The following is a 23,574-nucleotide window of genomic DNA, read 5'->3' as shown; positions in this document are numbered from 1 at the left end:
AATATATTTTTAATTAATTTGGAGTATAGATATGAATAAATCAGTTTTTATAACAGGCGGAAATAGAGGTATAGGTTTAGAGCTGTGTAAAAAATTTGCTTTTGAATATAATTTTAAAGTTTATATGGGCGCTAGAAATTTAGATAAGGCTAAAGAAGCCATTAAAATACTAGGCACTGCAAATAATATTATACCAATAGAAATAGATGTTGAGTTTGAAAAATCCATATCAAATGCTTATGAAGAATATTTGAGATTGAAAGACAGAGATGAAAAATTATATATATTCATTAACAATGCCGCAGCCCAATTAGATTGGATACCTAATAAAAAACATATTAAAACTTTAGAAATACCCATAGAACTGTTAGATAGAATATATAGAATAAATGTTTTTGCTCCTATATTGACCACTAGATATTTTTTGGAATCCTATGAAAAAAATTCCAGAATAGTTAATGTGGTATCTGGTAGCGGAGAATTTTGGGATCCAAATGCAGAAAAAGACTTTCAAATCGGATATGCTGCTACAAAATCTGCTCTTATGATGGTAACTAAAAAATTAAGTGCTGCTGTTAAGAATAGAAATATTTATGTTAATTGTGCTTGTCCTGGCTGGTGTCAAACTTCTATGGGGGGGGGAGAAGCCCCATTAACAGCATCTGACGGAGCTGATAGTATTATAAAAGCATGTTTTTTAGGTAATGAAAACCCTCCAACTGGCAAATATTTTAGGAATGGTATTAGGATACCAATTGATATATATTATCCTACCCAAGTGCTTGATGAATACAAAAAATTTGAAATAGTTAAAAAAAATATAGATAAACTAGCTTGGTGGATACCTATAAGAAAATGGAGAGATAATTTTAGAAATAAAATATTAAATGCAGACCAGACCTAATATGTAATTGGTACATATATAGTAATATTACAATAAAAATTAATACATTACAACCTATGATGCAGCATAAAATTGCGGCATAGATTCTTTATTACAAAAAATATATATAATATGCTGCCTTATCTGTCATTCATAATATTTTATACTTGTTATATTTGCATTTTATATTAAAATGAATGTCTTGATATAAAATCGGAGTTATGTAATGAAAAATACAAAAGAAATATTAAGGGAATTAATAAAAGAAAAATACTTAATAATTGACGGTGCTACAGGAACTGAACTTCAGAAAAAAGATATAAAAAAAGAGTATTGGATTATAAACGGAAATAATATTGAAGGCTGCAATGAAATATTGAATATAACGGCACCTAATATAATAAAAGAAATACATACGGATTATTTGAATGCCAATGCGGATATAATAAAAACAAACAGCTTCGGAGCAGTATCTTGGGTTTTAAGCGAATATAATATTAAAGACAAAGCTTATGAGCTTGCAGAAAAATCAGCATTGATAGCAAATGAAGCCAAAGAGAAATATTTAAAAAATCAGAACTCTGAAGGCGATTTAAATAGAAATATTTTTATTGCAGGCAGCTTAGGACCTGGAGTAAAGCTTCCCAGTTTGGGACAGATTAGTTTTGATGAAATGTATAAAGGCTATGCTGAATCTTCAAGAGGCTTAATAGAGGGGGGAGCGGATATAATACTTCTTGAAACAGCACAAGATGTTTTGCAATTAAAGGCTGCAATACTAGCTGTTAACGATACAGCTAAAAAATTAAATAAAGAAATTCCTATAATGATTTCCGTTACTATAGAAAAAGAAGGTGCTATGCTTTTAGGAACCGATATTGAAACCGCATATACTATACTTTCAAATCTTGATATATTTTCCATAGGTATGAATTGCGGTACAGGTCCTGATATGGCAGCCTATCATATTAAAAAACTTTCTGAAATATCATGCCTTCCTATATCTATACACAGCAATGCAGGACTTCCTGAAAACAGAGATGGAAAAGCATATTATAGTATGGAGCCTGAAGAGTTTGCAGATATCAACAGCAGATTTTTTGACTTAAACGGACTTGCATTTATAGGAGGATGCTGCGGTACAACTCCTTTGCATATAGAGGCATTGGCAGAAAAAACAAAAGGAATAAAGCCTAAAAAACAAGGATTAGAAAATCCTCCGCCTTATATAGCTAGTCTTTTTAATACAGTAAGTATAAAACAAAACCCCTCCCCTTTAATGATAGGAGAGAGAAGCAATGCAAGCGGAAGCAGAATATTCAGAGAACTTATGATTGCAGGCGATATGGACGGCATGCTTGATATTGGAATAAAGCAGGTAAAAGCGGGAAGTCATGCCATAGATGTAAATGCAGCTTGGGCTGGACGAAATGAGATAGAAGATATTACAAAAATTATTTCCGTTTATTCTAAGCGTATTTCATTGCCTTTGGTCATTGATGCCATAAAACCTGATGTTATAGAAGCAGCTTTAAAAGTATACGGAGGCAAACCTATAATAAATTCAGCCAATCTTGAACAAGGAGAAGAAAAATTTGATGCTATATGCTATCTTGCTAAAAGATACGGAGCTTCTATTATGCTTCTTACAATAGATGAAAAATCTATGGCATTTACATGCGGAGATAAACTTAGAATTGCCGAGAGAATGTATGACAGAGCTGTTAATGTTCATAAAATACTTCCTCATGATATAATATTTGACCCTCTTACATTTACGCTTGCAAGCGGCGATGAAAAAAGTTTTTCAGCAGGAGTTGAAACTTTAAATGCTATTAAAGAATTATCAAAAAAATACCCTGAATGTTCTATAAGTTTGGGAATATCAAATATATCTTTCGGACTTAAAGAAGATGCCAGAAAAATAATGAACTCAGTATTTTTGTACGAGGCTGTTAATTACGGGCTTACCGCTGCAATTATTAATACAGCTCAGATACTGCCTCTCTCTAAAATAAGAAAAAATGAAATAGAATTGGCTAAAGAATTAATATGCAATAAAAATAATACTAAAGAACCTCTTATAAACTATATAAATTATTTCTCGGATAAGAAGGAAAATAAATATATATGCAAAGAAAAGAATATCAAAAAAAATATAAGAGAAGCTATAAAAGATGCTATGCTTGACGGTGAATGGAAGGATATGCTGAACCTGCTTAATGAAGCAAAAGAAAACAGCGAAGAGTTCGGAGGATTGAGAAAGTTTGCACAGTCTGTAATAGATGAAATACTTCTTCCAGCTATGGCGGATATCGGAGTAAAATTCGGAGAAGGTACTATACAGCTTCCTTTTGTATTGGGGTCGGCGGAAGTTATGAAAAAGAGCGTTGATTTTTTATCCGAGTTTTTAGAAAAAAATAAGCAGGAGAAAACCGCTAAAATAATACTTGGTACTGTTGCAGGAGATGTGCATGATGTAGGAAAGAATTTAGTAGAGATCATTATAAAAAATAACGGATTTGAAACCGTTAATATAGGAACAAAAGTATCTATTGAAAAATTTTTAGAAGCCTATCATGAGCATAAAGCGGATTGTATAGGCATGTCTGGTCTTTTAGTAAAATCTACTGAAGTTATGAAAGATAATTTGGCTTATATAAAAAATAAAGGATTAAAAATACCTATTCTTCTTGGAGGAGCAGCACTTACTAAAGAGTTTGTTGAAAATACATGTAAAAAAGTTTATGGAGATACGGCTAAAATATTTTACTGTAAAGACGGTTTTGATGATATTTCAGCCTTAAAAGAAATAATAGCTGACCGAGATAATGAAAAATGATAATATTTAATTAATTGCTGGTGAGTTCATAATAAGGAATACTTATGCCTGAGATAAATCATAAAAATCATAAGCATTGTATAAATAAGCCTCCGTTTTACGGCAGAAAAATATTCAAGTTTAATAAACAGACAGAAAAAGAAGCTTTTGATATGATTAATAAAGTAAGGCTTTTTAGAACAGGATTCGGATATTCCTCCAAAAATCAGGATACTGAAAAATATAATGAAATGATTAAAACAAAAGTTGAGCCTAAATATGAAGAGATGAAAAACAACATAATAGAAAATAATTTAATTGAAGCTGTAATGATTTACGGTTTTTATAAGACAATAACTGAAAATGATAAGCTTTATATTTATGAATTTAATAAAAACGAAAAAATTGAAATTCCTACTAAGCGTATGGAAAGAGAGCCTTATAATTCCATAACAGATTTTTTTAATAAAGAGGAAGATACTATAGGATTTAGTCTTGTAAGTCTAGGCATAAAGTTTAACAGCTTTTTAAAGGGATTATATGAAAATGACTGTTATAGAGATTACTATTTTTATAATGCAATAGGAACGCATATTATAGAAAACTATGCAGATATACTTCAAACTTATATGGAAAGTATTTTTAATATTAATAATAACGTCAGAAAAAAACATGCTGGATGCAGATATTCTTTCGGATATAAAGCGCTTCCCAATATGTACGGCAACAGAATAATATTTGATAAATTAAAGCCTGAGGAGTTTAATATCGATATTACGGAAAGCTATATGCTCTGCCCCGAGCTCAGCACTTGCGCTGTAATTTCATTTTGCGAAGACTCTTATTATTTTGCAAATTAACTTTATTATGTTTTATAAATATAAAATATATATGCTCCAGTATTAAACTGTAAATAATGCTAAATATTTTTTAATAATTCTAAAACAAAATCATAATTATTCATACTCATTATATGCATTTTTTTATGCTTCTTAATCATGCTGTAAAATAGATTGGAAGATAATTCTAAGGCTGTTTTTTTCTCTTCCTCTGGAGACTTATTGCTTGCATCTTTTAATTTATTAAGCCAAGTTTCAGGTATATAAGCCCCTCCCAAATTATAATATATAAAGTATGCTGTTTTATATGTAAGTACAGGAAAAAAACCCGGCACTAATATAGGTTTTTCTTTTAATGGAAGTTCATCTATCCATTTTAATAAAAGCTCAAGCCTTTCAGTTTCGTATATAGGCTGCGTGAATATTGCTTTAACTCCCGAATTTGCTTTTTTAGCCAGTCTTAATTTTAAGATATCATTATTTTTTGCATAACTATTTATAACGCAGAAAGGATATATTGGCTTTAAAGGTTCTTTAAAAGAAAACTCCCCTAAGCTTTTACCTTTATTTAAATCTCTTATTATATTTATTAATAGAGAAGAGTTTCCTTCAAATACGGCTTTAGCCTGTTTTTGATTGCCCTTTTCCACATTATCTCCTGTAACGGCAAGAACCATTCTTATATCAAAATAATTTGCTCCTATTAAATCATTCTGAATTGCTATTGAGTTTTTATCTCTCATAGTATGAGTAATTATGAAAGGCTTAATCATATTTAATCTTTGCTCAAGCTGCAATGCCGCAAGTATTGATGATATTTTTAAATTTGCAAAAGGAGAATCTGTAACAACAAAAGCATCTATGTAATTGTATATTTTAGAATTATTTATTTTTTCTTCTATATATCCTAAATCGTATTTTGCCTGAGGGGATATTTCTAATGTGAATGTATACTTATCTTTATTTGCAAAATTATTTATAAAATTTTCAACTTTATTATTCACTTAATTTATCCTAAATATTATGTTTACTTTAATATACTACTAGAAAATAAAAAAGTCAAATAAAAAACTTTATTGAAGTTATAATAAAAAGTTATATACTATTTGTATGATACTGCAAGAAAGACAGTAAGAGTTTCTATTTTGTCGGCGGCTAAACATGGCATATTTTTTATATCCGCAATTTTCATACAGCATAATAAAATAAATGAAGCTTGAATTACAGAAATTAAAAGATTGAAAAGTTAATTTAACATAATATTATGCTTGCAGTTTTATATTATAGGTATATAATGAACAGCATGGAAATAAAAGACTCTACAAGAAGCGCTTTAATAAGAAAAGGAAATGAACTTTTCAATGCTAAAGATATAGAAGGCGCATACAGATGCTATATAACAGCATCTTATTACGGCGGTATTGAAAAAATAGCAGATTACTATAATTTTGAAAAAAAAAATATAATAAAAGCTATGCAGCTGTATAGATTTATTATTAAAGAAGATTCCAATTTAGGCGGAAATATAAGAGCTAAGCAGAAGCTTGATAAGCTTTCAGAATCGGCGGTAAAAGTTTTAAGAAAATGGCTTAAAGAAGATGAAGATTTTAATCATAGCAGTAAAAAAGATTCTAAATTAGAACTTGACAGTAAAAATACTTTTCTTCCGAAAGAACATAAAAAGAATTCTTTAGAAGATATTATGAAGGCTAAATATAAGTTATATAATAATTCATTAAATAATGAGGCTTCAGATAAAGAAAATAATATTGACAAAAATTTTTATTCTAAAGCTTTAAATATCAAAAAACCCGTATTTGAAAAAATAAGCACATATAAGCAAAATAAAAAATAAAAACATATATATTATTATAATTAGGAGTTATCTTATGGAAAAAAATGTCGCTGAAATAGAGAATGCTCTTGCTTCATTATCATCAAAGTTTTCAAAGAATGATACTTTAGTGATAATATTGGCCGCTGGTCATGGTAAAAGAATAAGAAGTTCCACATCCAAGATGCTTCACACTATATGGGGAGTTCCTAGCATAGAGAGAGTAAGACTTGCAGTCAGAAACGGTATGCCTAAAAGCAATATTACCATAGTAGTAGGAATAAAAGCTTTAGATGTTGCTAATGCAGTTGGAAAGCAAGCCAGCACAAATTTTGCCTATCAGGAAGATCAAAGAGGAACAGGTCATGCCGTAAAAATAGGTCTTGAAAAAAGCGATTTGAAAAACATAAAATACTGCTATGTAATATATGCCGATATGGGACTTATAGATTCCGATACTATGAAAGAGTTTCATGAAGAATTTTTAAAATCAAAAACTGATATGATAGTTATGACATCTATGTATAACGGACCTAAAGGAAGTAATTATTACGGAAGAATACTTAGAAGCAGAGGCTTAACCTGCGATGGAAAAATAAGCAGATACAGACAAGGATCTCAGGGAAATGTTCTCGGAGTTATTGAATATAAAGATATACTCAAAATGAAAGATGATGAAAAACTATATAAGATATATAAAGATGAAAAATTTTCTTATGAAAAAGACGAGCTATTGGATAATTTTAATGAGTATGTTGCGGGTATATACGGATTTAAAATGAAGCCTTTAGAGGAGCTTATAAATAAATTGGAGTCCAATAATGCACAGAATGAGTTTTATCTTACAGATTTAATAGAGATTTTCTTTAATCATGATCTGTCAATATCTACTTATATGCCTAAAGACAGTATAGTAGTTTTGGGCTTCAATGATAAAACGGTTCTTAAAGAAATGGAAGATATAGCAAGATCTAATGTTTATAATAAGCTTAAAAATATAATCACAATATATGACGGAGAGGACTTTTTTATTGATGATACCGTAGTTGAACAGATACTTGAAAGAGATAAAGACGAAAAACCTCTTGATATCTATATAGGAAAAGGAGTGTATATAGGAAAAGGTGTTACTCTGAATTACGGAGTTACAATATCGCATGGCGCAAAAATAGAGGGCAATGTGCATCTTGGAGAAAATACTTATATAGATGATAATGTTCTTCTGTCATGCTTAGAAAAACAGAAATTAATATTAGATGATAATGTAAAAATATATTCTGGAAATCAGATAAAGGGCAATGTTTATATAGGAAAAAATACAGTATTGGAAAGAGGGGTTAATGTTACAGGAAGCGATAAGCACCCTATTAATATAGGTTCTAATGTGCTTATTAAAGGAGTAAGTTATTTATACGGTTCTATTGTTGATGATAATGCCTATATAGAACACTGCATATTTTATTACTCGCATATAAAAGCTTTGACTGACAGTAAAGGCAATATAGTAAAATGCAGATTTATAAGACCTAAAGAAGAGGGAGCTGAATCAGTTTCTAAAATAGAAGATGTTAAAAAATCTAAGAAAAAATAGCGTATTAATTGTTTTTATAATAATATTTGCAAGTTTAAATGCGCAGTATCAAAAAGAAATAAAAAAAGATGCTCCCCCTATTACAAAGCATTATGTGAGAATGAGCAGTTTTGAATCTATATATACTTGGTCTATAGCTTCTTTAAGAGAAGAGCCTTATATAAGCGAACTGTTTGTTGATATAAATAATAATGTGCATTTTGCTTATTATGATAATTTATTAAATACTGCAGTATATGTTTCTGGAAAAGACGGAAAATTTTCAAGGACAATATTAGATGATAATAGAGATCTTGGGGATTTAATAACAATAGCTTTAAATAACAGTCATATACATGCCGCATATAATAAAGCAAATAATATATTATATGCTAATAATAATTCTGGAACTTTTAATAATTATGCTATGGATTTAAATATAAACGGAAAGATTTTGGACTTGAAATTAGTTATGTCTGCATTTAATTATCCCACATTATTTTTTGTTGACAGCAGAGGCATATTATCAGTATCAAGATTTTACAGAGATAATTTCTTTTCTGATTTTATCTATACCAATAAAATAATAGACAGTGTTTATGCTGTTGCAGAAAATGACGGATATGCTTTATATATGCATGAATATGAAACTGGAAATATACTTTACGGATCTAGAAAAACCAATACGGCTTTCAGATTTTTTGACAATAGGGCCATTGTAACTAATTCATATATTTATTCAGTTGTTCATGAAGAGCATAATAGATTTAATATAATATATATTAACAAAGATAATAAAAGAAATATTAATTATACAAGATTTTATGACGGAGTTTTTACAAATGCAGTCATAGTATCGGAAGATGATGATATAATTTCTATAGACAGCGCTTTGGATTATGCTTCTCAGATTATTGTTTTATATACTAAGAAAGACGGAAAAAAATATATGCTTATTGATAATAGAATAATAGATTTTTCAGTTTTAGGTAAAAGCATTGGAAACTCAAAATTAAAACCTGCGCAATATCCTTATTTTTATATATTATATTACAATGACATATTTAAAGAACTTCGTATTACAAAGTTAAATATAAGTGATATTGAAAAATTAAAATAATCCGATAATAATTTAACATTTTAATATTTAAAATGTTTATAATAATAACTGTAAATTAGGATTTTTTATGAGTGATGAACAGCCAAAAGTATCTTTTATAGAAAAAAACCCTAGAACCTGTCCCGTTTGCAATGAAGAGTTTTATCATGAAATGCTTCTTACGGGAGGCGGAAGATTAATAGCAGGAAAGTTAAGAGACGATTTAAGAAGAACTTATGAAAAAAGTAAAAAATACGGTACGGTTTATCCTTTAATATATGTTGTGGTAGTTTGCCCCAACTGTTTATATGCTGCTTTTCAGGAAGATTTCAGTTTAATAGATCATAGAAAAATAGAAGAGGCGGCTGAATCCTCAAAGCGTAGGAGCGAATATGCAAAAGAGTTTTTCGGCGGCAATTTAGATTTTACTAAAAATAGAACTTTATTTGAAGGGGCAGCGAGTTATTTTTTAGCTTTGGACGGATACAGATATCATGGAAAAGATACAGCCCCCACATTGAAAAAAGCCTTATCTTCTCTGAGATTAAGCTGGACACTTGAGGATTTAGCAAATGCTTATCCTAATGAAAATTATGACAGGCTTATACCTTTCTTCCAGTATAAAGCAAGCGAGTTGTATTCGGCTTCTATAGAATGTATGCAAAACGGCAAAGAAAATTTTGAAAAATTAAAATCATTCGGTCCTGATATAGATAATAATTTCGGATATGAAGGAATGCTTTATATTGGGGCGCTTCTTGGAATGGACGCATCTAAATTTATACCAGATCCTAAAGTAAAGGCTGAAACATTAGTGCAGGCTAAAAGAAAAATAAGCAAGGTATTTGGTTCTGGAAAGAGCAGCAAATCCAAACCGTCCGCTTTGCTTGAAAAAATTAAAGAGCTTTATACAGCTATAACAGAAGAATTAAATCAGCTTAATGAAGAATACGGTTTAGATATAAATTAATGAAAAAACTGCATATATATTTACTAAAAGAATTTATGTCTTTTTTCTTCGGCTCTCTGCTGCTTTTTGTAATATTAGTTACAATAGCAGACTTAAGCAGCAGACTGTCTTTTTATACTCAGCATCCCGAGCTTATGAGTTATTTTATTACATATCATTTGGCAAGAGCTCCGCATAATACTTATTATATATTTCCTGTGGCTTTAATGTTTTCCTCCACTTATGTGCTTGGTACCTTTGTAAAAAATAAGGAAATTCTGGCTATAGAAAACTCAGGCATAAGTTTATTCAGATTTTCTATGCCTATGTTCATTATGGTGATAGGATTATGCTTATTTCTTGTATTTTTTTGGCAGTTTATTGCTGCTCCTTTAAATAAAGTGTCTTTTGCAGCAAGCGATGCTATGCATGGAAATGAAAAAGCTTCTAAAAGCGGACCTTGGCAGCTTTTCGGAGGAGATAATTATATATATTTCATAGAAACATATTTTTATAAAGAACAGTATATGACAAATACAATAGTGCTTAAACTTGATAAAGAAGGCGGCATTAAATTCAGAATATCAAGCCCTTATATACAATGGAATAATAATGACAGAAAATGGTATGCCGAGAGCGGATTATTAAGTACATTCAGCGATAATAAGGAAATAAATGTAAAGGAAATAAAACATTATCCGTTAGATGTTTTGGAGCGTCCCGAACATTTTTACGGAAGACCTCTTTTAGATTCTATGACTCTTACTGAAGAAGCGAATATAATAAAGCTGCAAAAAGAAGTTAATATGAACACATCAAGATTAGAAACGGATCTGCATTACAGAATATCATACTGCTTTTCAGGTTTTATCATAGTTTTATTGGCTTCTTTATTCTCAAAGTTTTCAACTCAAAGCGTATTAGTTGTAAGTTTAGTAATGGTTATAATAGTCGCTTTAATGTACTATTCCGTACTTATGATATTCAGATCTATGGGAGAAGCAGGAAATATGAATCCGATTATAGCCGCTTGGATGCCCAATATTATATTTGCAATACTCTGCATATTATCGTTTAAGAAATTACATTAGAAATATAATAACTATTAATTATAAATTTTTTTTCCATAATAACTGCATCAAATATATTATTATAATATTTTTTTCTTAAAGCTATTTTTTTAAATCCGTTTTTCAAATAAAAGTTTTCAGCTTTTATATTGTTTTCATGCAAATCTAATTTTATACAGCCTGCATTTTTATTTTCAGCTTCATTAAACAAATATGATAATAATTTCTGTCCGTATCCGTTATTATTTGGATAAGATGCTATAAATATTATATCTATCTCATCATAAATTAAAAAATATATTAAAAATCCTTTTATTTCATTATTATCTTTTATAATAATCGTATTATGATATTTATCTTCTATATAATACTTTATATTATCTTTCGGTATATTTACATATTCGCTTTTTGATGCTATAAAAAAAATAGAATTAATTATATAATCGCAGGCATTATTTATAATTTCTATACTCTCCATAAATATAAAAAAGTATCTATAATAATTCAGAGTTTATTTCATTGAATAATTCCTGCTTTTTATTTTTTACATATTCAACTATTTCATCATATTTTATTTCAATGCTTTCTGCTGAGCTTCTGAGCTTAAACTCAACAACTCCTTTTTGAAGAGATTTTCTGCCTACAATTATTCTCATAGGAATACCTATCAAATCGCAGTCGTTTAACTTTACCCCCAGTCTTTCTTTTCTGTCATCAAACATAGTTTCAACTTTAATATTATTAAGGGCATTATATATATTTTCTGCCGTTTGGAAAGATTCTTCTCCCTCTTTATCAACTGCAATAACTATAGCTTCATATGGAGCTATGCTTATAGGGAATATTATTCCTTTATCATCATAATTTTGTTCAATAACTGAAGCCAAAGCCCTATTAACGCCTATGCCATAGCAGCCCATTATAGGAGTTTTCTCTTTATTATTTTCATCTAATACTTTGAAATTAAAAGCATCTGTATATTTATTTCCAAGCTTAAATATATGTCCCAATTCCAATCCTCTTTTCTGACACAATGTTTCTGCACACTGAGGACATTTATCTCCCTCTTTAGCTGTTCTGAAATCTCCCCATACATCAATATTAAAATCTCTTTTTATATTAACATTTTTTATATGAGTATCATCTTTATTGCCTCCAACTATTGCATCTCCTACCGATTTAATTGAGTAGTCGGCAAATATTCTTATTTTCTTTTTTAATCCTATAGGAGATGCAAAACCTATTTTCGCCCCTGTTGCTTCTTTTATAGTATCCTCATCTGCAAGCTCTATACCAAGCCCTCCTAATGCATTAGAAAGTTTAATTTCATTAATTTCCAAATCTCCTCTTATAGCGGTTAGTATAATCTCATTATCTTCCGTTTTATAAATTATGCTTTTAATGAAATTTTCTGAAGAAGTATTAAAGAATCTTTCCAAGTCATTTATAGTTTTTATATTAGGAGTGCTTATCTCTTCCAAAGGCTTATCCGTATAGGATTTGCATTCTTCATCTTCTTTTACATTGGCTTTTTCAACATTAGCCCTGTATCCGCATTTTGAACAGAAAATTATAGTCTCCTCCCCTACTTCGCTTAATACCATAAACTCTTCGCTTCCTTCTCCTCCCATAGCGCCGCTGTCGGCTTTTACGCTAACCGTATCAAGCCCCATTCTTTTAAATATTTTAGTATAAGCCGCACTCATATCATTATAGGTTTTATTAAGACTTTCTTCGTTAATATGAAATGAATATGCATCTTTCATTATAAATTCTCTTGAGCGTATAACACCGAACCTAGGGCGTATTTCATCTCTGAATTTTGTATGTATCTGATATAAAGTTAAAGGCAGATCTTTATAAGATTGTATTTCATTTTGAGCTGTTATGGTAAATGCTTCTTCATGAGTAGGTCCTATAGCCATATCGGAATAATTTCTGTCTTTTAATCTGAACAGTTCTTTTTTAAATCTTTCCCATCTTCCTGAAGGAGTAAGCAGTTCTTTTGAAATGAGTATGGGCATTATGCATTCATTAGAGCCTATAGCGTTCATTTCCTCTCGTATAATATCTGATATTTTATTCAATACTCTGACGCCTAAAGGCAGATATGAATAAAGTCCGTTTGATATTTTTCTTGCAAGTGCTGCTCTTAACATTAACTTATTGGAAGCTATTAAAGCATCGCTTGGAGCTTCTTTTAATGTAGGCATAAAGAGTTTTGATAAACGCATAATATTTCCCTTAAAATTATTTTAAATCTGCATTAATGGTATATTATAAAATTAAAATTATCAACTATAATAATTTAAGTTTTTAGAACTTCTTTTTATTGAATTTTTCTTTAGCATATTCATAAGATTCATTAATTAAGTGTTTTAATTTTTCAAATATTTCATCTGAGGGATTTAATACACATATCCAGCACATCCAAGCGTATATCGGATGAGGCATAATTTTATTTAAGGCTGTGAAATCATACGGCATGTTTACAGTATATCCTTTTAAAGGTCTTTTAGGAACTCCTCCGAATAAGCTTATAAAAGTATTTTTTTTAATTCCTATATTAACTCTGAATATTCCGTCTCTGTTTAATTGAGAAGATTTATCATTATCTCCGTCATTATCCTTAATAGTTAAAATATATATTCCTCTTTTAAGTTTATTATTTGGATTATAAAATAATGATTTTTCTCCGAAGCTTTTTATTAAAACAGTATCTTTTAAAGTTTTCAAGCAATAGCTGATAATTTCATCTATATTCACCGCAATAATCCTTATATATTTAAAATCTATTGTTTATTTTATTTAATGTCTCTTCTCTTATCTGTCTATCCGTATTAATAATATTATCTATAGTTAATGGATCTTTAATTTTTCTATTGCATACTTCAGATACAATATCAAATATATCGGTAAATCCTATTTTCTTTTCTAAAAATGAGTATACGCATATTTCATTAGCCGCATTTAAAACACAGGGATAAAGTCCGCCTTTTTTTCCGCATTCATAAGCCAGCCTGAGCATAATAAATTTATCAAAGTCCATTTTATAAAAGTTTATTTCTGAATGCTCATATAATTTTAATTTTTCAAAAGGAGTATTTTTAATTTCAGGATATGTGAGGGCATGCTGTATAGGGAGCCGCATATCATTTTTACCAATCTGCGCATAAATCTCTCCGTCATTCATTTCAATCATAGAATGTATTAAGCTTTGAGGGTGAATTATAGTTTCTATATTATCATAATCCAAATTAAATAAATGATGCGCTTCTATAACTTCAAAACCTTTATTCATCATAGTGGCGCTGTCTATAGTGATTTTGCTTCCCATAGCCCAAGTTGGGTGCTTTAATGCCGTTTCAACTGCAACATTTTTTAACTCTTCTTTTGGGGTTCTAAAGAATGGTCCTCCTGAAGCTGTTATTATAACCTTTGATAATGAATTTTTAGGAAAATGCCTTAACATTTGAAATATTGCCGAATGTTCGCTGTCTATTGGAATTAAGCCTGCATTATACTCTTTTAATAATTGATTTATTATATCGCCTCCTACAACTAAAGTTTCTTTATTGGCTAATGCAATGGTTTTTCCTTTTTTTACAGCCTCTATTGTGGGTAAAAATCCTGCATATCCTGTAAGTGCATTTACTAATATATCAAAATCGGTATGCTTTACAAAATCGGCAATACTTCCTTCATAAATATCTATATTTTTTGCACAGTCGTAATCTTTAAAAATATTTTCTGCATTTTTATCTGATATATTAACAGTTTTCGGTTTAAACTCCAAGCATAAAGTTCTTAATACATCTATTTTGCTGTTTGCAGACATTCCTGCTATTTCAAAATCATCATTAAACTCTCTTACAACCGAACATGTATTTGTACCGATAGAGCCTGTAGCTCCCAACAAAAGAATTCTTTTTTTCATATACAGCCGTTTCCTAAAATTATATTCAATACTGCTTATTATATACTAAAATTATTATTTTTAAATATTATTAAGATTAAATTATAAAAATTATTTTATTATTATTTTATTTCTTTACCAAAATTATTTAATGCTCTTATTTTTTCTATCTTTAAAATATTTTTTATTATTCTGTATTGCTAGTGTTATAAATTATTATCTGATTTATTCGTTTTTTTATACAGATAAAAAAGAACAGGAGAAAGAAATCAAACAATAAAAACATTAATGGAAATATGGAATAATAAAATAGAAATAAAAGCATAGCAATAATAAAGATTATGACATCATAATTACAAAAAAATTATTTCTTATGTACTTTATAAAAGTAACCGATAATCTTTGAGAATAAGTATAATTAAACATAACTATTGAAATTTATTATTAATTATATATAATGCTTATTTAAATTAATTTTAAAAATTTATAATAAATGGATTATTGCTAAATGTCAAATAAGAAATTTAATTTAAAAATAGCTGCTATAGCTTCATGGGTATTATTATTTTTTGCTTGGATATTCTTTTATGCGGTTACTCAGACGCCTACATTAATTTTTTGGATAGTTCTTGCTGTTTCCTCTGTTATAACTATTATAACTGTAATAGTGGATAGAAAAAATATTATATCTCTTTTTAAAATGAGATTTGTGCATAAGGCTTTCTTTGGAATACTCTCTTTAGTTATAATATTTGCAATACTTGTGGGGCTTTATATCATAAGCATAAACTTTCCTATAAGATTTGATTTAACTCAAAATAAATCATATACAGTTTCTCAGCAGACTATGGATGTTTTATCAAGAATAGACAATCCTTTATCTATAGTGGTATTAAGATCTTTAAGCACGGATCCTACTTCTGCAGATTGGAGAGCCGATTTATTATTAGAGCAGTATAAACGGATAAATAAGTATATAAATGTTGAATATATTAATCCTATAGAAAAACCTTCTGCCAAAAGCAAATATCAGATGACACAGGTTGGAGAAATAGTATTTACTTATGGTCATGGAAAACAGGTAAGAGTATACAGAAAAGATTTAACGGCTCAGTCTAAAGTAACTTCAGATCCTCTGTTTGTAGGAGAGGAAAAATTTACTCAGGCAATATATACATTGCTGGATAATGAATCTTTTGTAATATATTTTACTGTAGGTCATGGAGAAAGACAGATACAGGACAGAGGCGGAGAAGGTCTTTCTTATGTTAAAACTTATTTGGAGAATGAGAATTATAAAGTAAAGGAATTAAATATCATACTTGAAAATATACCGACAGACGCTTCATTAATAATTATAGCATCTCCTATTGAATCATTCAGCGATTTTGAAATGGAAAAATTAAATAATTATGTGAAAACGGGAGGAAAGCTTTTTGTACTTTATGACAGTTTTATGGACAGAGGTAAGTTTAACAGTAATTTAGGAGTTTTTCTATCCGATTGGGGATTTAAAACTAAAAATGACTATATAATAGATCCTTCTTCAAGCGTTGTAATACCTGTTAATATAGTTCCTAAATATACATCTCATCCTATAACTCAGACTCTTAAAGAAGGAAATGTATTTGCATGCTTAGTTGTTGCAAGAAGCCTATTAAGCGGAGAAAATAAATATAACGGCGTTTTTGAAAATATTATAACAACTACGCCTCAGGGATATGGAAAAGAAGAGGCTACATTTGACTTGTCAAGGGCGAGATTTAATCCCAGAACTGATATTGCAGGTCCTGTGCCTTTAGCTATAAGCGGTACTTATAAAGTAGAAGGCAGAAAAGATCCTGCGAGAATTATAGTATTCGGCGATGCTACCTTTGCTCTGAATGCGTATATAAATCCTGAGCAGGGTCAGTCTGTAGATATAGCTTTTGCTGGAAATAAAGATTTATTTATGAATACGGTAGCTTATCTTTTGGAAGCAAGACAGAAAATTACTATAAGGCCTAAAGAAGCAAATATAAAAAATCTTACTCTCACCACTACGCAGACTAATTTTATAAGATATGTGGCTCAGATAGGTCTGCCTTGCTTATTCGGCATATTTGGTATATTAATATTATTCTTAAGAAGAAGATAAATATTATAAAGTCAGTATAGTATGAAAGCTGTAAAAACATTATATAAAAAATATTCATACTATGTTAATTATGCTGTATTGGTTTTTATAAATGCCGCCGCAAGCATATTAAATTATGTATCTTCAATATATGTAAACAGAAGTTTATCAATATCGGATTTTGCATATTATAACTGCATCATAAATATATATTCCATCATAGTTTTAACAGTATCAAGCTTCAGTTATTATATAATGCATCATTATAAAGATAATGAGGATGCAAAGACTTATTGGGTTTACGGATATATTATTGCGTTTGCAGTATTTTTTATTTATATATTATCTATACCGATTATTGATATTATTTTTAATATAAAGAGCTATATTTCTCTTTTTATAATAGGAATAGGAATATTTGCAACTATTTTAGGAATAGTTTCTCAGTCTGTATTAAAAATTAATAATTATATAGCTTATGATTATACCGCAAGTTTAGCAGCAATATTTATATCAAAAATAGTTTTATTAGCCTATTTCATAATAACAGGTCTTACTTTAGAAAAATCAATTATTACAGTGACATTATTCTGCGTATTATATCTTATAATAAATTTAATAGAATTAAAAAAACTTAATATCCCCTATTATGCATCTTTAAAAAATATAAAAATATATTTTTCATATAAAAAATTATCCGTATTTTTTGCATATATGATTAATATTGTTATTATTAATTTTATATTTAATTGGATAACATTAAGCGATGTACTTATGGCTAACAGATATCTTGATAAAATAAGTGCAGGATATTACTCTACAATATCTTTAATAATAAAAATGTTTTTCTATATAGGCACTCCCATAGCTTCTGTAATGTTTTCATATATATTGATAGCTAAAAAAGATAATAATAAAAACAAAGAAAAAAAGACAGTTTATTATTCTATTTTATTATTAATATTTGCTTCTCTTTGCTTATCAGTATTTTTAATAGTATTTGCAAAACAAATAGTATTAATACAGTTTACAATAAGATATGAGTCAATTATACCATTAATTCCAGAGGCTGTTATTTTTGGTTTTTCTCTGGCTTTTACATCGCTTATATTTAATTACGGACTTGCATATAAATTATGGCGTCCATTCTATGGGTACTTAATTATATTTGCTTATGTTTACTTTTCATTAAGAAACGGAGAGAGAACTTTTGAAAATTTTATGCTTATAATGAAAATATTTTTTACAGCATTACTTATATATAATATTTTAATTATATTAATACATAGAATGATATTAAAAATTAATGAAAAAGTATAAAATTATTATTCTTTATTATTGCTATCCGCAGCTCACTGACAGACTATAACAACTAAAGTTGTTATAGGTTCGCTGCTCGCTTTTTTGATATTTATTATTTCTATAAATAATCATTATTATTTTATTTCTTTAATCATGTTATTTTTTATCTGTATAAAAAATAACAATTAAATCAAATAATTAAATATAATACAAAAAATAGGTAATAATAAAAAATAAAAGCATAGCAACAATAATAAATTATTATTTAATACCTTTTGCTTATAAATAATAGAAAACATTAATGGTGTCATACCATCTTCTACTTTGGCACTTATATTAACTTTTTTATCATTTATATAATTTAAAACTTCTTCACTATTACCAGATATTATATATAATATGAATTGCATTTTATTTTCAGATTTTTCTGGGTATAAAACATTAAAACTAAATAAAGTATACAATCAGCCATTAATACAATTTTTTTCATATAAACCTCTTTTTTAATTTTGATGGCAATTTATTGTTATCAGTTTTTAAGTAATTTTATTATTAATAAAAAATCATGATTTCTTTCTCTTTAAATCAATTTGTCTTTGAATTTCTTTTAAGTTTTTCACATATATTGTATTTGTTCTTATATCGATTTTACCCGTTTTTACTAAAGTATTTAAAACTTTCTGAACATCAGCCGATTTAATACCGCACCAGTTTGCAATATCATTAATAGTGGCATTTAATTCCTGAGGTTCATAGTAATGATCTCTTGGTATATTCTGGAGTTCTGCTAATAATAAAAGACAGTCATATACTCTCAAATCGGTTTCATTTAATTGCAGTATTAAAAGTCTTCTTTTGGAATCGAATATTCTTTTAGCAAAAGTTTTAGATAGCTTTAATGCCATAACCGTATTATTAGCTAATATGGATTGAAAGTTTTCTTTTCTCAGTTCAAGCAATACCGTATCCTCATTTGCTATTGCAGAAGCGCTTCTTGCTGTATCTTCCAATATAGCCATTTCTCCGAAAAACTCTCCGGGATAAATTATGTCTAATAATTTTTCAACATCTTTAATAACCTTAGTAATTTTTACTGAACCGCTTTGAACCATATAAAATTTATCTCCTTTTTCATATTCCAAAAATATGATATCATCGGTATTATATTTTTTAGTATGAGAAGCTAAATTATTATCCATATACTCTATTCCTTTTAATTAAAATCATAATTTTGAAATATTTGCATTAGCCTCTTTTGAAAAATTATCCATAGGAGGCATTGAAATAACCTTTTGATAATAAGCCTTTGCCTTAGTTTTATCCCCGCTAGCTTCACAGTTTTTTGCCAAATAAAGAATGGCTTCTTTAACATTTGAAGATTTAGGATATTTTTTTATTGCAGATAACAATACTGTTGAAGCATTATCGTATCTATTTAAATTATAATAACATTTTCCCATATAAAATATGGAGTTTTCAGCAACTGCAGAATCTGTATTTTTAATTAAACTATTAAATGTTTTCAGAGAATTAACATAATCATTATTATTATATAGATCCAATGCTTTATTATATTCAGGATCAGCTATTTTTGTCTGATTCTGAGTCTTCAGGCTTGAAGCAGGAGTATTTGATATGGGAGGGGCTATATCACTGTCATCTGTAATATCTAATTCCTCTTTACATTCTTCTATTTTTCCATTTGCCGTGTTGTAAAATGCAGAATCTTCATCGGCATACTGCATATACCTTTTATAAGCATAAAGTGCGTTTCTGTATTTTTTATTTTTAAAATAAAACTCTCCTATGCCGTACAAACCTTCCAGAGGATCCTGACCGTCTTCGCCGATATCATTGTCAACAAGCTCTCTTACTCTTTTATTGATTCTTCTAAGCTGATTTGAAAATACTTTTAACATCTTTATTATAATTGGTTTATTTTTTTCTATTAAGCTTTCAAACTCTTCATATGTAATAATAATAACAACACAATCAGTTAAGCATTGAACAGTATCTTCTTGAGGATAAGTACCTAGTATGCTTTTTACTCCAAAAAATTCACCCATATTTATAAGTTCTCTGGTTTCATAACCTGTTTCCTCTGATAAAAATATACTTTGAGCCTGACCCTGCTTTAAAATATAAACTCTGTCTGAAGTATCGCCTGTGAAATATACTATAGAACCTGCTTTATATACTCTTGTCTGCATTAATTTTTCCTCAATTAATTTTATTATTCTAAAGTTTCATAGAATAAATTAAAAGATCATTTTGTTTTTATTCTATCACTTATAATACTTTTTTCAAGTTATTTTTATCATTTTCTGACTTTATTTATCATATCTATTGTATCCATATCTGTTTTTTCACCTCTTATTTTTAAATCATCAATTATCATTTTAATTTCATTATCCGTCATATTTTGCCCGAATTTAGCCTTTGCCGTAATATTATATATTTTTATAACTCCTGTTAACATGTTATTCTGAGAATAGTTAAACATTTTACTATCTATTGATAAGTTTTTATTATCAGGTTCATATTTTTTTACCAATTCATATAATATTTCTCTTCTTTTTTCAACATCTATTATCTTTTCAAATTTTCCGTAAGCAAATATTGAAAAGAAAAATTGAGTGGGAATCATATTATTATTCATAAATGTTGATGGTATATATGAATATAATTTTGATGCTGTAAATGAAACTTCTGGATTATTTTTTAAAATTTCATATTTTCTTCCGGACATAGCTCCATGCATATATATTTCATTATTCTTTGAACAGAAACTTATAGGAACGGCATAAGGTATAATATCTGGTAATGCTATAACCGCAAATTCTATAGAGTTTAATATTCTGTCAATCTCTTCTCTGTCTTCAAATATGAAATCTTTTCTTCTCATTTTATATGACTCTCTTTTATATTATTAATATTATTATTTATGCTATGCTTTTATTTTTTATTATTACTTATTTTTTGTATTATATTTAATTATTTGATTTAATTGTTATTTTTTATACAGATAAAAAATAACATGATTAAAGAAATAAAATAATAATGAGTATTTATAGCAATAATAAAGCAATTTTTATTAGCAACAATAAAAAATAATAAATTATTTTATTATAATTAATATACGGTTTATTGTATTTTTTCTTTATTAATATTATTATATTTTATAATAGCAAATATTGGAGGTTTATTTATGAAGATAGCACTTTCTCAATTGGAAATAGTACCCTCTATGCCTTGCGATAATGCTGTAAGGATTATTAGTTTCATAAGCAGGGCAAAAAAAGAAAATGCGGATATTGTAATATTTCCTGAATTATGCATATCAGGATATATGATTGGGGATATGTGGGAAAGTACGGGCTTTATAAAAGAATGCGAAGAGCTTGGAGAAGAAATAATAAAATCTTCCGACGGAATATATGTAATATTCGGAAATATTGCTTCCGATAAAAATAAAAAGAATTTTGATGGAAGAATAAGAAAATACAATGCCATGTTTATTGCTAAAGACGGTAAATTAATACATAATAATACAACCGAATATCCTTTTATAATAAAATCATTATTACCAAACTATGAAGAATTTGAAGAGGCAAGACACTTTTTTAGTTTGAAAGATTTAGCATTTGAAAATAATGCAGATATAAAAGATTATTTAAAGCCTTTGGAAATAGAGTGCGGCGGGGTAAATATAAAATTGGGATTAACTATATGCGAAGATATTTGCAGCCATAACTATTCATTTTCTCCTATAGATATTATAAATTCAAATAAAGATACGGATTTATTTATAAATATATCAAGTTCTCCTTATACTTTGGATAAAAAAACTAAATACTTAAAAATATATGAAGAAACCGCTAAAAAACATAATACTCCGCTTGTATATATTAATAATATAGGAATACAGAATAACGGGAAAACTGTTTATACATTTGACGGCGTGAGCTCTGTTTATGATAATAAAGGTAATTTATTATTGATAGGAAACAGGTATGAAGAGAGTTTATATTTTATTGATATTGATATTAAAAATAAGATTTTTCCGAAAATACCAGAATTAAAAGAAGAAGACGAATATAAACTTATATATGATACAGTTATTTACGGTATAAGGAAATTTTTAAAATCTATAGGCATTAATAAAGTTGTAATAGGAGTATCAGGAGGTATTGATTCCGCTTTATCATCTGCAATGTATGTAAATGCTATTGGAAAGGATAATGTATTGCTTGTTAATATGCCTAGTAAGTTTAATTCAGACACTACCAAAAATCTTGCAAAAACATTGTCTGACAATTTGAAATGCGCTTATATGATAATACCCATACAGGAATCTGTGGATTATACTGTAATGCAGTTAGAAAACTCCCCTATTATAAAAGAAGGCGTAGAAAATCATTTTAAAACATCTTCTTTTATTATAGAAAATATACAGGCGAGAGACAGATCTTCCAGAATATTATCTGCGGTAGCGGCTTGTTTCGGAGGAGTATTTACCTGCAATGCAAATAAAACGGAAACTATGGCAGGATATTCAACTATGTACGGAGATGGGGCTGGTTTTTTTGCATGTTTGGCAGATTTATGGAAACATCAAATATATGAATTATCAAAATATGTTAATGAAAAAGTTTTCGGCAAAAAGATAATACCTGAAGGAACTATAAATATTATACCGAGTGCTGAACTTTCTTCGGAACAGGCGGTAGATGAAGGAAAAGGAGATCCTATAAAATATGATTATCATGATTATTTATTTAAGTTTTTAACAGAATCTTTTAATAGAATGATATTAGAGGATATTCTAAATCTCTATATAGAAGGAAAATTGGAGGAAAGGATAGGATGCAAAAAAGGTGTATTAAGCAAATATTTTAAAAACGGCTCTGAGTTTATAGATGATTTGGAAAAATGGTGGAAACAATATATGGGCATCGGCATAGCAAAAAGAATACAGGCTCCTCCGATACTCGCTGTAAGCGGAAGAAGTTTCGGATTTGGAAACAGGGAATCTCAGAACAGAGTATATTATACTGCCGAATATCTATATTTAAAAAATAAAATTTTAAATACAGATTAAAATATATATTATAAATATAAATTGGTTTTTCATTGTATAATTAAATATTTTACTTGCAAAAATCGTTAATAAAT

Annotated in this window: 19 protein-coding genes and 1 pseudogene; 11 read left to right on the top strand and 9 right to left on the bottom strand. The window is 28.4% G+C overall.

The window, feature by feature from the left end; genetic code table 11:
• Positions 1-31: 31 nt before the first annotated feature.
• The 3 genes from QZ306_RS03570 to QZ306_RS03560 all read left to right on the top strand — a co-directional run bounded on the left by QZ306_RS03570 (position 32) and on the right by QZ306_RS03560 (position 4,564).
• Positions 32-904 (top strand): SDR family NAD(P)-dependent oxidoreductase, encoded by an 873-nt coding sequence (locus tag QZ306_RS03570; protein ID WP_295161148.1) that lies wholly within the window; start codon positions 32-34, stop codon positions 902-904.
• Between the two features lie 205 nt (positions 905-1,109).
• On the top strand, positions 1,110-3,725 hold the full coding sequence (locus tag QZ306_RS03565; RefSeq protein WP_295161145.1) for a homocysteine S-methyltransferase family protein: 2,616 nt from the start codon (positions 1,110-1,112) through the stop codon (positions 3,723-3,725).
• 44 nt (positions 3,726-3,769) lie between these two features.
• The gene (locus tag QZ306_RS03560; protein ID WP_295161142.1) at positions 3,770-4,564 is read left to right on the top strand and encodes a vitamin B12 dependent-methionine synthase activation domain-containing protein; all 795 of its coding nucleotides are present in this window, start codon (positions 3,770-3,772) and stop codon (positions 4,562-4,564) included.
• 59 nt (positions 4,565-4,623) lie between these two features.
• Here QZ306_RS03560 and QZ306_RS03555 read toward each other — a convergent pair whose 3' ends face one another.
• Complete coding sequence (locus QZ306_RS03555; RefSeq protein WP_295161141.1) at positions 4,624-5,547, bottom strand: methylenetetrahydrofolate reductase; 924 nt, start codon at positions 5,545-5,547, stop codon at positions 4,624-4,626.
• A 299-nt stretch (positions 5,548-5,846) separates the two neighbouring features.
• Here QZ306_RS03555 and QZ306_RS03550 point away from each other — a divergent pair, with 299 nt between their 5' ends.
• The 5 genes from QZ306_RS03550 to QZ306_RS03530 all read left to right on the top strand — a co-directional run bounded on the left by QZ306_RS03550 (position 5,847) and on the right by QZ306_RS03530 (position 11,086).
• Entirely contained in the window at positions 5,847-6,398 is a 552-nt protein-coding gene (locus QZ306_RS03550; protein ID WP_295161193.1) for a hypothetical protein, read from the top strand.
• A 34-nt stretch (positions 6,399-6,432) separates the two neighbouring features.
• Positions 6,433-7,968, top strand: a complete 1,536-nt coding sequence (locus QZ306_RS03545) for an NTP transferase domain-containing protein (protein WP_295161138.1) — start codon at positions 6,433-6,435, stop codon at positions 7,966-7,968.
• The gene (locus QZ306_RS03540) at positions 7,943-9,067 is read left to right on the top strand and encodes a hypothetical protein (protein ID WP_295161136.1); all 1,125 of its coding nucleotides are present in this window, start codon (positions 7,943-7,945) and stop codon (positions 9,065-9,067) included. The genes QZ306_RS03545 and QZ306_RS03540 overlap by 26 nt, the downstream gene beginning before the upstream one ends.
• Before the next feature lie 67 nt (positions 9,068-9,134).
• On the top strand, positions 9,135-10,016 hold the full coding sequence (locus QZ306_RS03535; RefSeq protein ID WP_295161134.1) for a DUF2225 domain-containing protein: 882 nt from the start codon (positions 9,135-9,137) through the stop codon (positions 10,014-10,016).
• On the top strand, positions 10,016-11,086 hold the full coding sequence (locus tag QZ306_RS03530) for an LptF/LptG family permease (RefSeq protein ID WP_295161131.1): 1,071 nt from the start codon (positions 10,016-10,018) through the stop codon (positions 11,084-11,086). Before QZ306_RS03535 ends, QZ306_RS03530 begins: the two co-directional genes overlap by 1 nt.
• On the opposite strand, the gene QZ306_RS03525 is transcribed toward QZ306_RS03530, so the two are convergent.
• The 4 genes from QZ306_RS03525 to dxr all read right to left on the bottom strand — a co-directional run bounded on the left by QZ306_RS03525 (position 11,070) and on the right by dxr (position 15,002).
• The gene (locus tag QZ306_RS03525) at positions 11,070-11,543 is read right to left on the bottom strand and encodes a GNAT family N-acetyltransferase (protein ID WP_295161128.1); all 474 of its coding nucleotides are present in this window, start codon (positions 11,541-11,543) and stop codon (positions 11,070-11,072) included. The genes QZ306_RS03530 and QZ306_RS03525 overlap by 17 nt on opposite strands.
• A 16-nt stretch (positions 11,544-11,559) precedes the next feature.
• Positions 11,560-13,299: a proline--tRNA ligase gene (locus tag QZ306_RS03520; protein WP_295161125.1), complete on the bottom strand. Its 1,740-nt coding sequence runs from the start codon at positions 13,297-13,299 to the stop codon at positions 11,560-11,562.
• An 82-nt stretch (positions 13,300-13,381) separates the two neighbouring features.
• Positions 13,382-13,831, bottom strand: a complete 450-nt coding sequence (locus QZ306_RS03515; protein ID WP_295161122.1) for a DUF6194 family protein — start codon at positions 13,829-13,831, stop codon at positions 13,382-13,384.
• Between the two features lie 19 nt (positions 13,832-13,850).
• A complete protein-coding gene (dxr, locus tag QZ306_RS03510) occupies positions 13,851-15,002 on the bottom strand; it encodes a 1-deoxy-D-xylulose-5-phosphate reductoisomerase (RefSeq protein ID WP_295161120.1) in 1,152 nt (383 codons plus the stop codon).
• Positions 15,003-15,489: 487 nt separating this feature from the next.
• On the opposite strand from dxr, the gene QZ306_RS03505 reads away from it, so the two are divergent.
• Both QZ306_RS03505 and QZ306_RS03500 read left to right on the top strand, forming a co-directional pair.
• Positions 15,490-17,118 carry a GldG family protein gene (locus tag QZ306_RS03505; protein ID WP_295161118.1) on the top strand — a complete coding sequence of 543 codons (1,629 nt, stop codon included), beginning with the start codon at positions 15,490-15,492 and terminating at the stop codon, positions 17,116-17,118.
• Between the two features lie 21 nt (positions 17,119-17,139).
• Complete coding sequence (locus QZ306_RS03500; RefSeq protein ID WP_295161116.1) at positions 17,140-18,417, top strand: oligosaccharide flippase family protein; 1,278 nt, start codon at positions 17,140-17,142, stop codon at positions 18,415-18,417.
• A gap of 245 nt (positions 18,418-18,662) precedes the next feature.
• Here QZ306_RS03500 and QZ306_RS03495 read toward each other — a convergent pair.
• From QZ306_RS03495 to QZ306_RS03480, 4 genes and pseudogenes are all read right to left on the bottom strand, one after another.
• Positions 18,663-18,889: pseudogene (locus QZ306_RS03495) on the bottom strand (ankyrin repeat domain-containing protein); the annotation flags it as partial.
• A gap of 73 nt (positions 18,890-18,962) precedes the next feature.
• Positions 18,963-19,598, bottom strand: a complete 636-nt coding sequence (locus QZ306_RS03490) for a Crp/Fnr family transcriptional regulator (protein WP_295161115.1) — start codon at positions 19,596-19,598, stop codon at positions 18,963-18,965.
• Positions 19,599-19,622: 24 nt separating this feature from the next.
• Positions 19,623-20,609 (bottom strand): tetratricopeptide repeat protein, encoded by a 987-nt coding sequence (locus QZ306_RS03485; RefSeq protein WP_295161113.1) that lies wholly within the window; start codon positions 20,607-20,609, stop codon positions 19,623-19,625.
• A 107-nt stretch (positions 20,610-20,716) separates the two neighbouring features.
• Positions 20,717-21,304, bottom strand: coding sequence for a pyridoxamine 5'-phosphate oxidase family protein (locus QZ306_RS03480; protein WP_295161110.1), 588 nt, complete (start codon positions 21,302-21,304; stop codon positions 20,717-20,719).
• Between the two features lie 303 nt (positions 21,305-21,607).
• Here QZ306_RS03480 and nadE point away from each other — a divergent pair, with 303 nt between their 5' ends.
• A complete protein-coding gene (nadE, locus tag QZ306_RS03475) occupies positions 21,608-23,500 on the top strand; it encodes an NAD(+) synthase (protein WP_295161107.1) in 1,893 nt (630 codons plus the stop codon).
• The last annotated feature ends 74 nt before the right edge of the window (positions 23,501-23,574 follow it).

Source organism: uncultured Brachyspira sp., from assembly GCF_910588665.1.
GTDB lineage: Bacteria > Spirochaetota > Brachyspiria > Brachyspirales > Brachyspiraceae > Brachyspira.
Note: the sequence above shows the minus strand (reverse complement) of the source record. Positions and strands in the feature narration are given on the sequence as shown.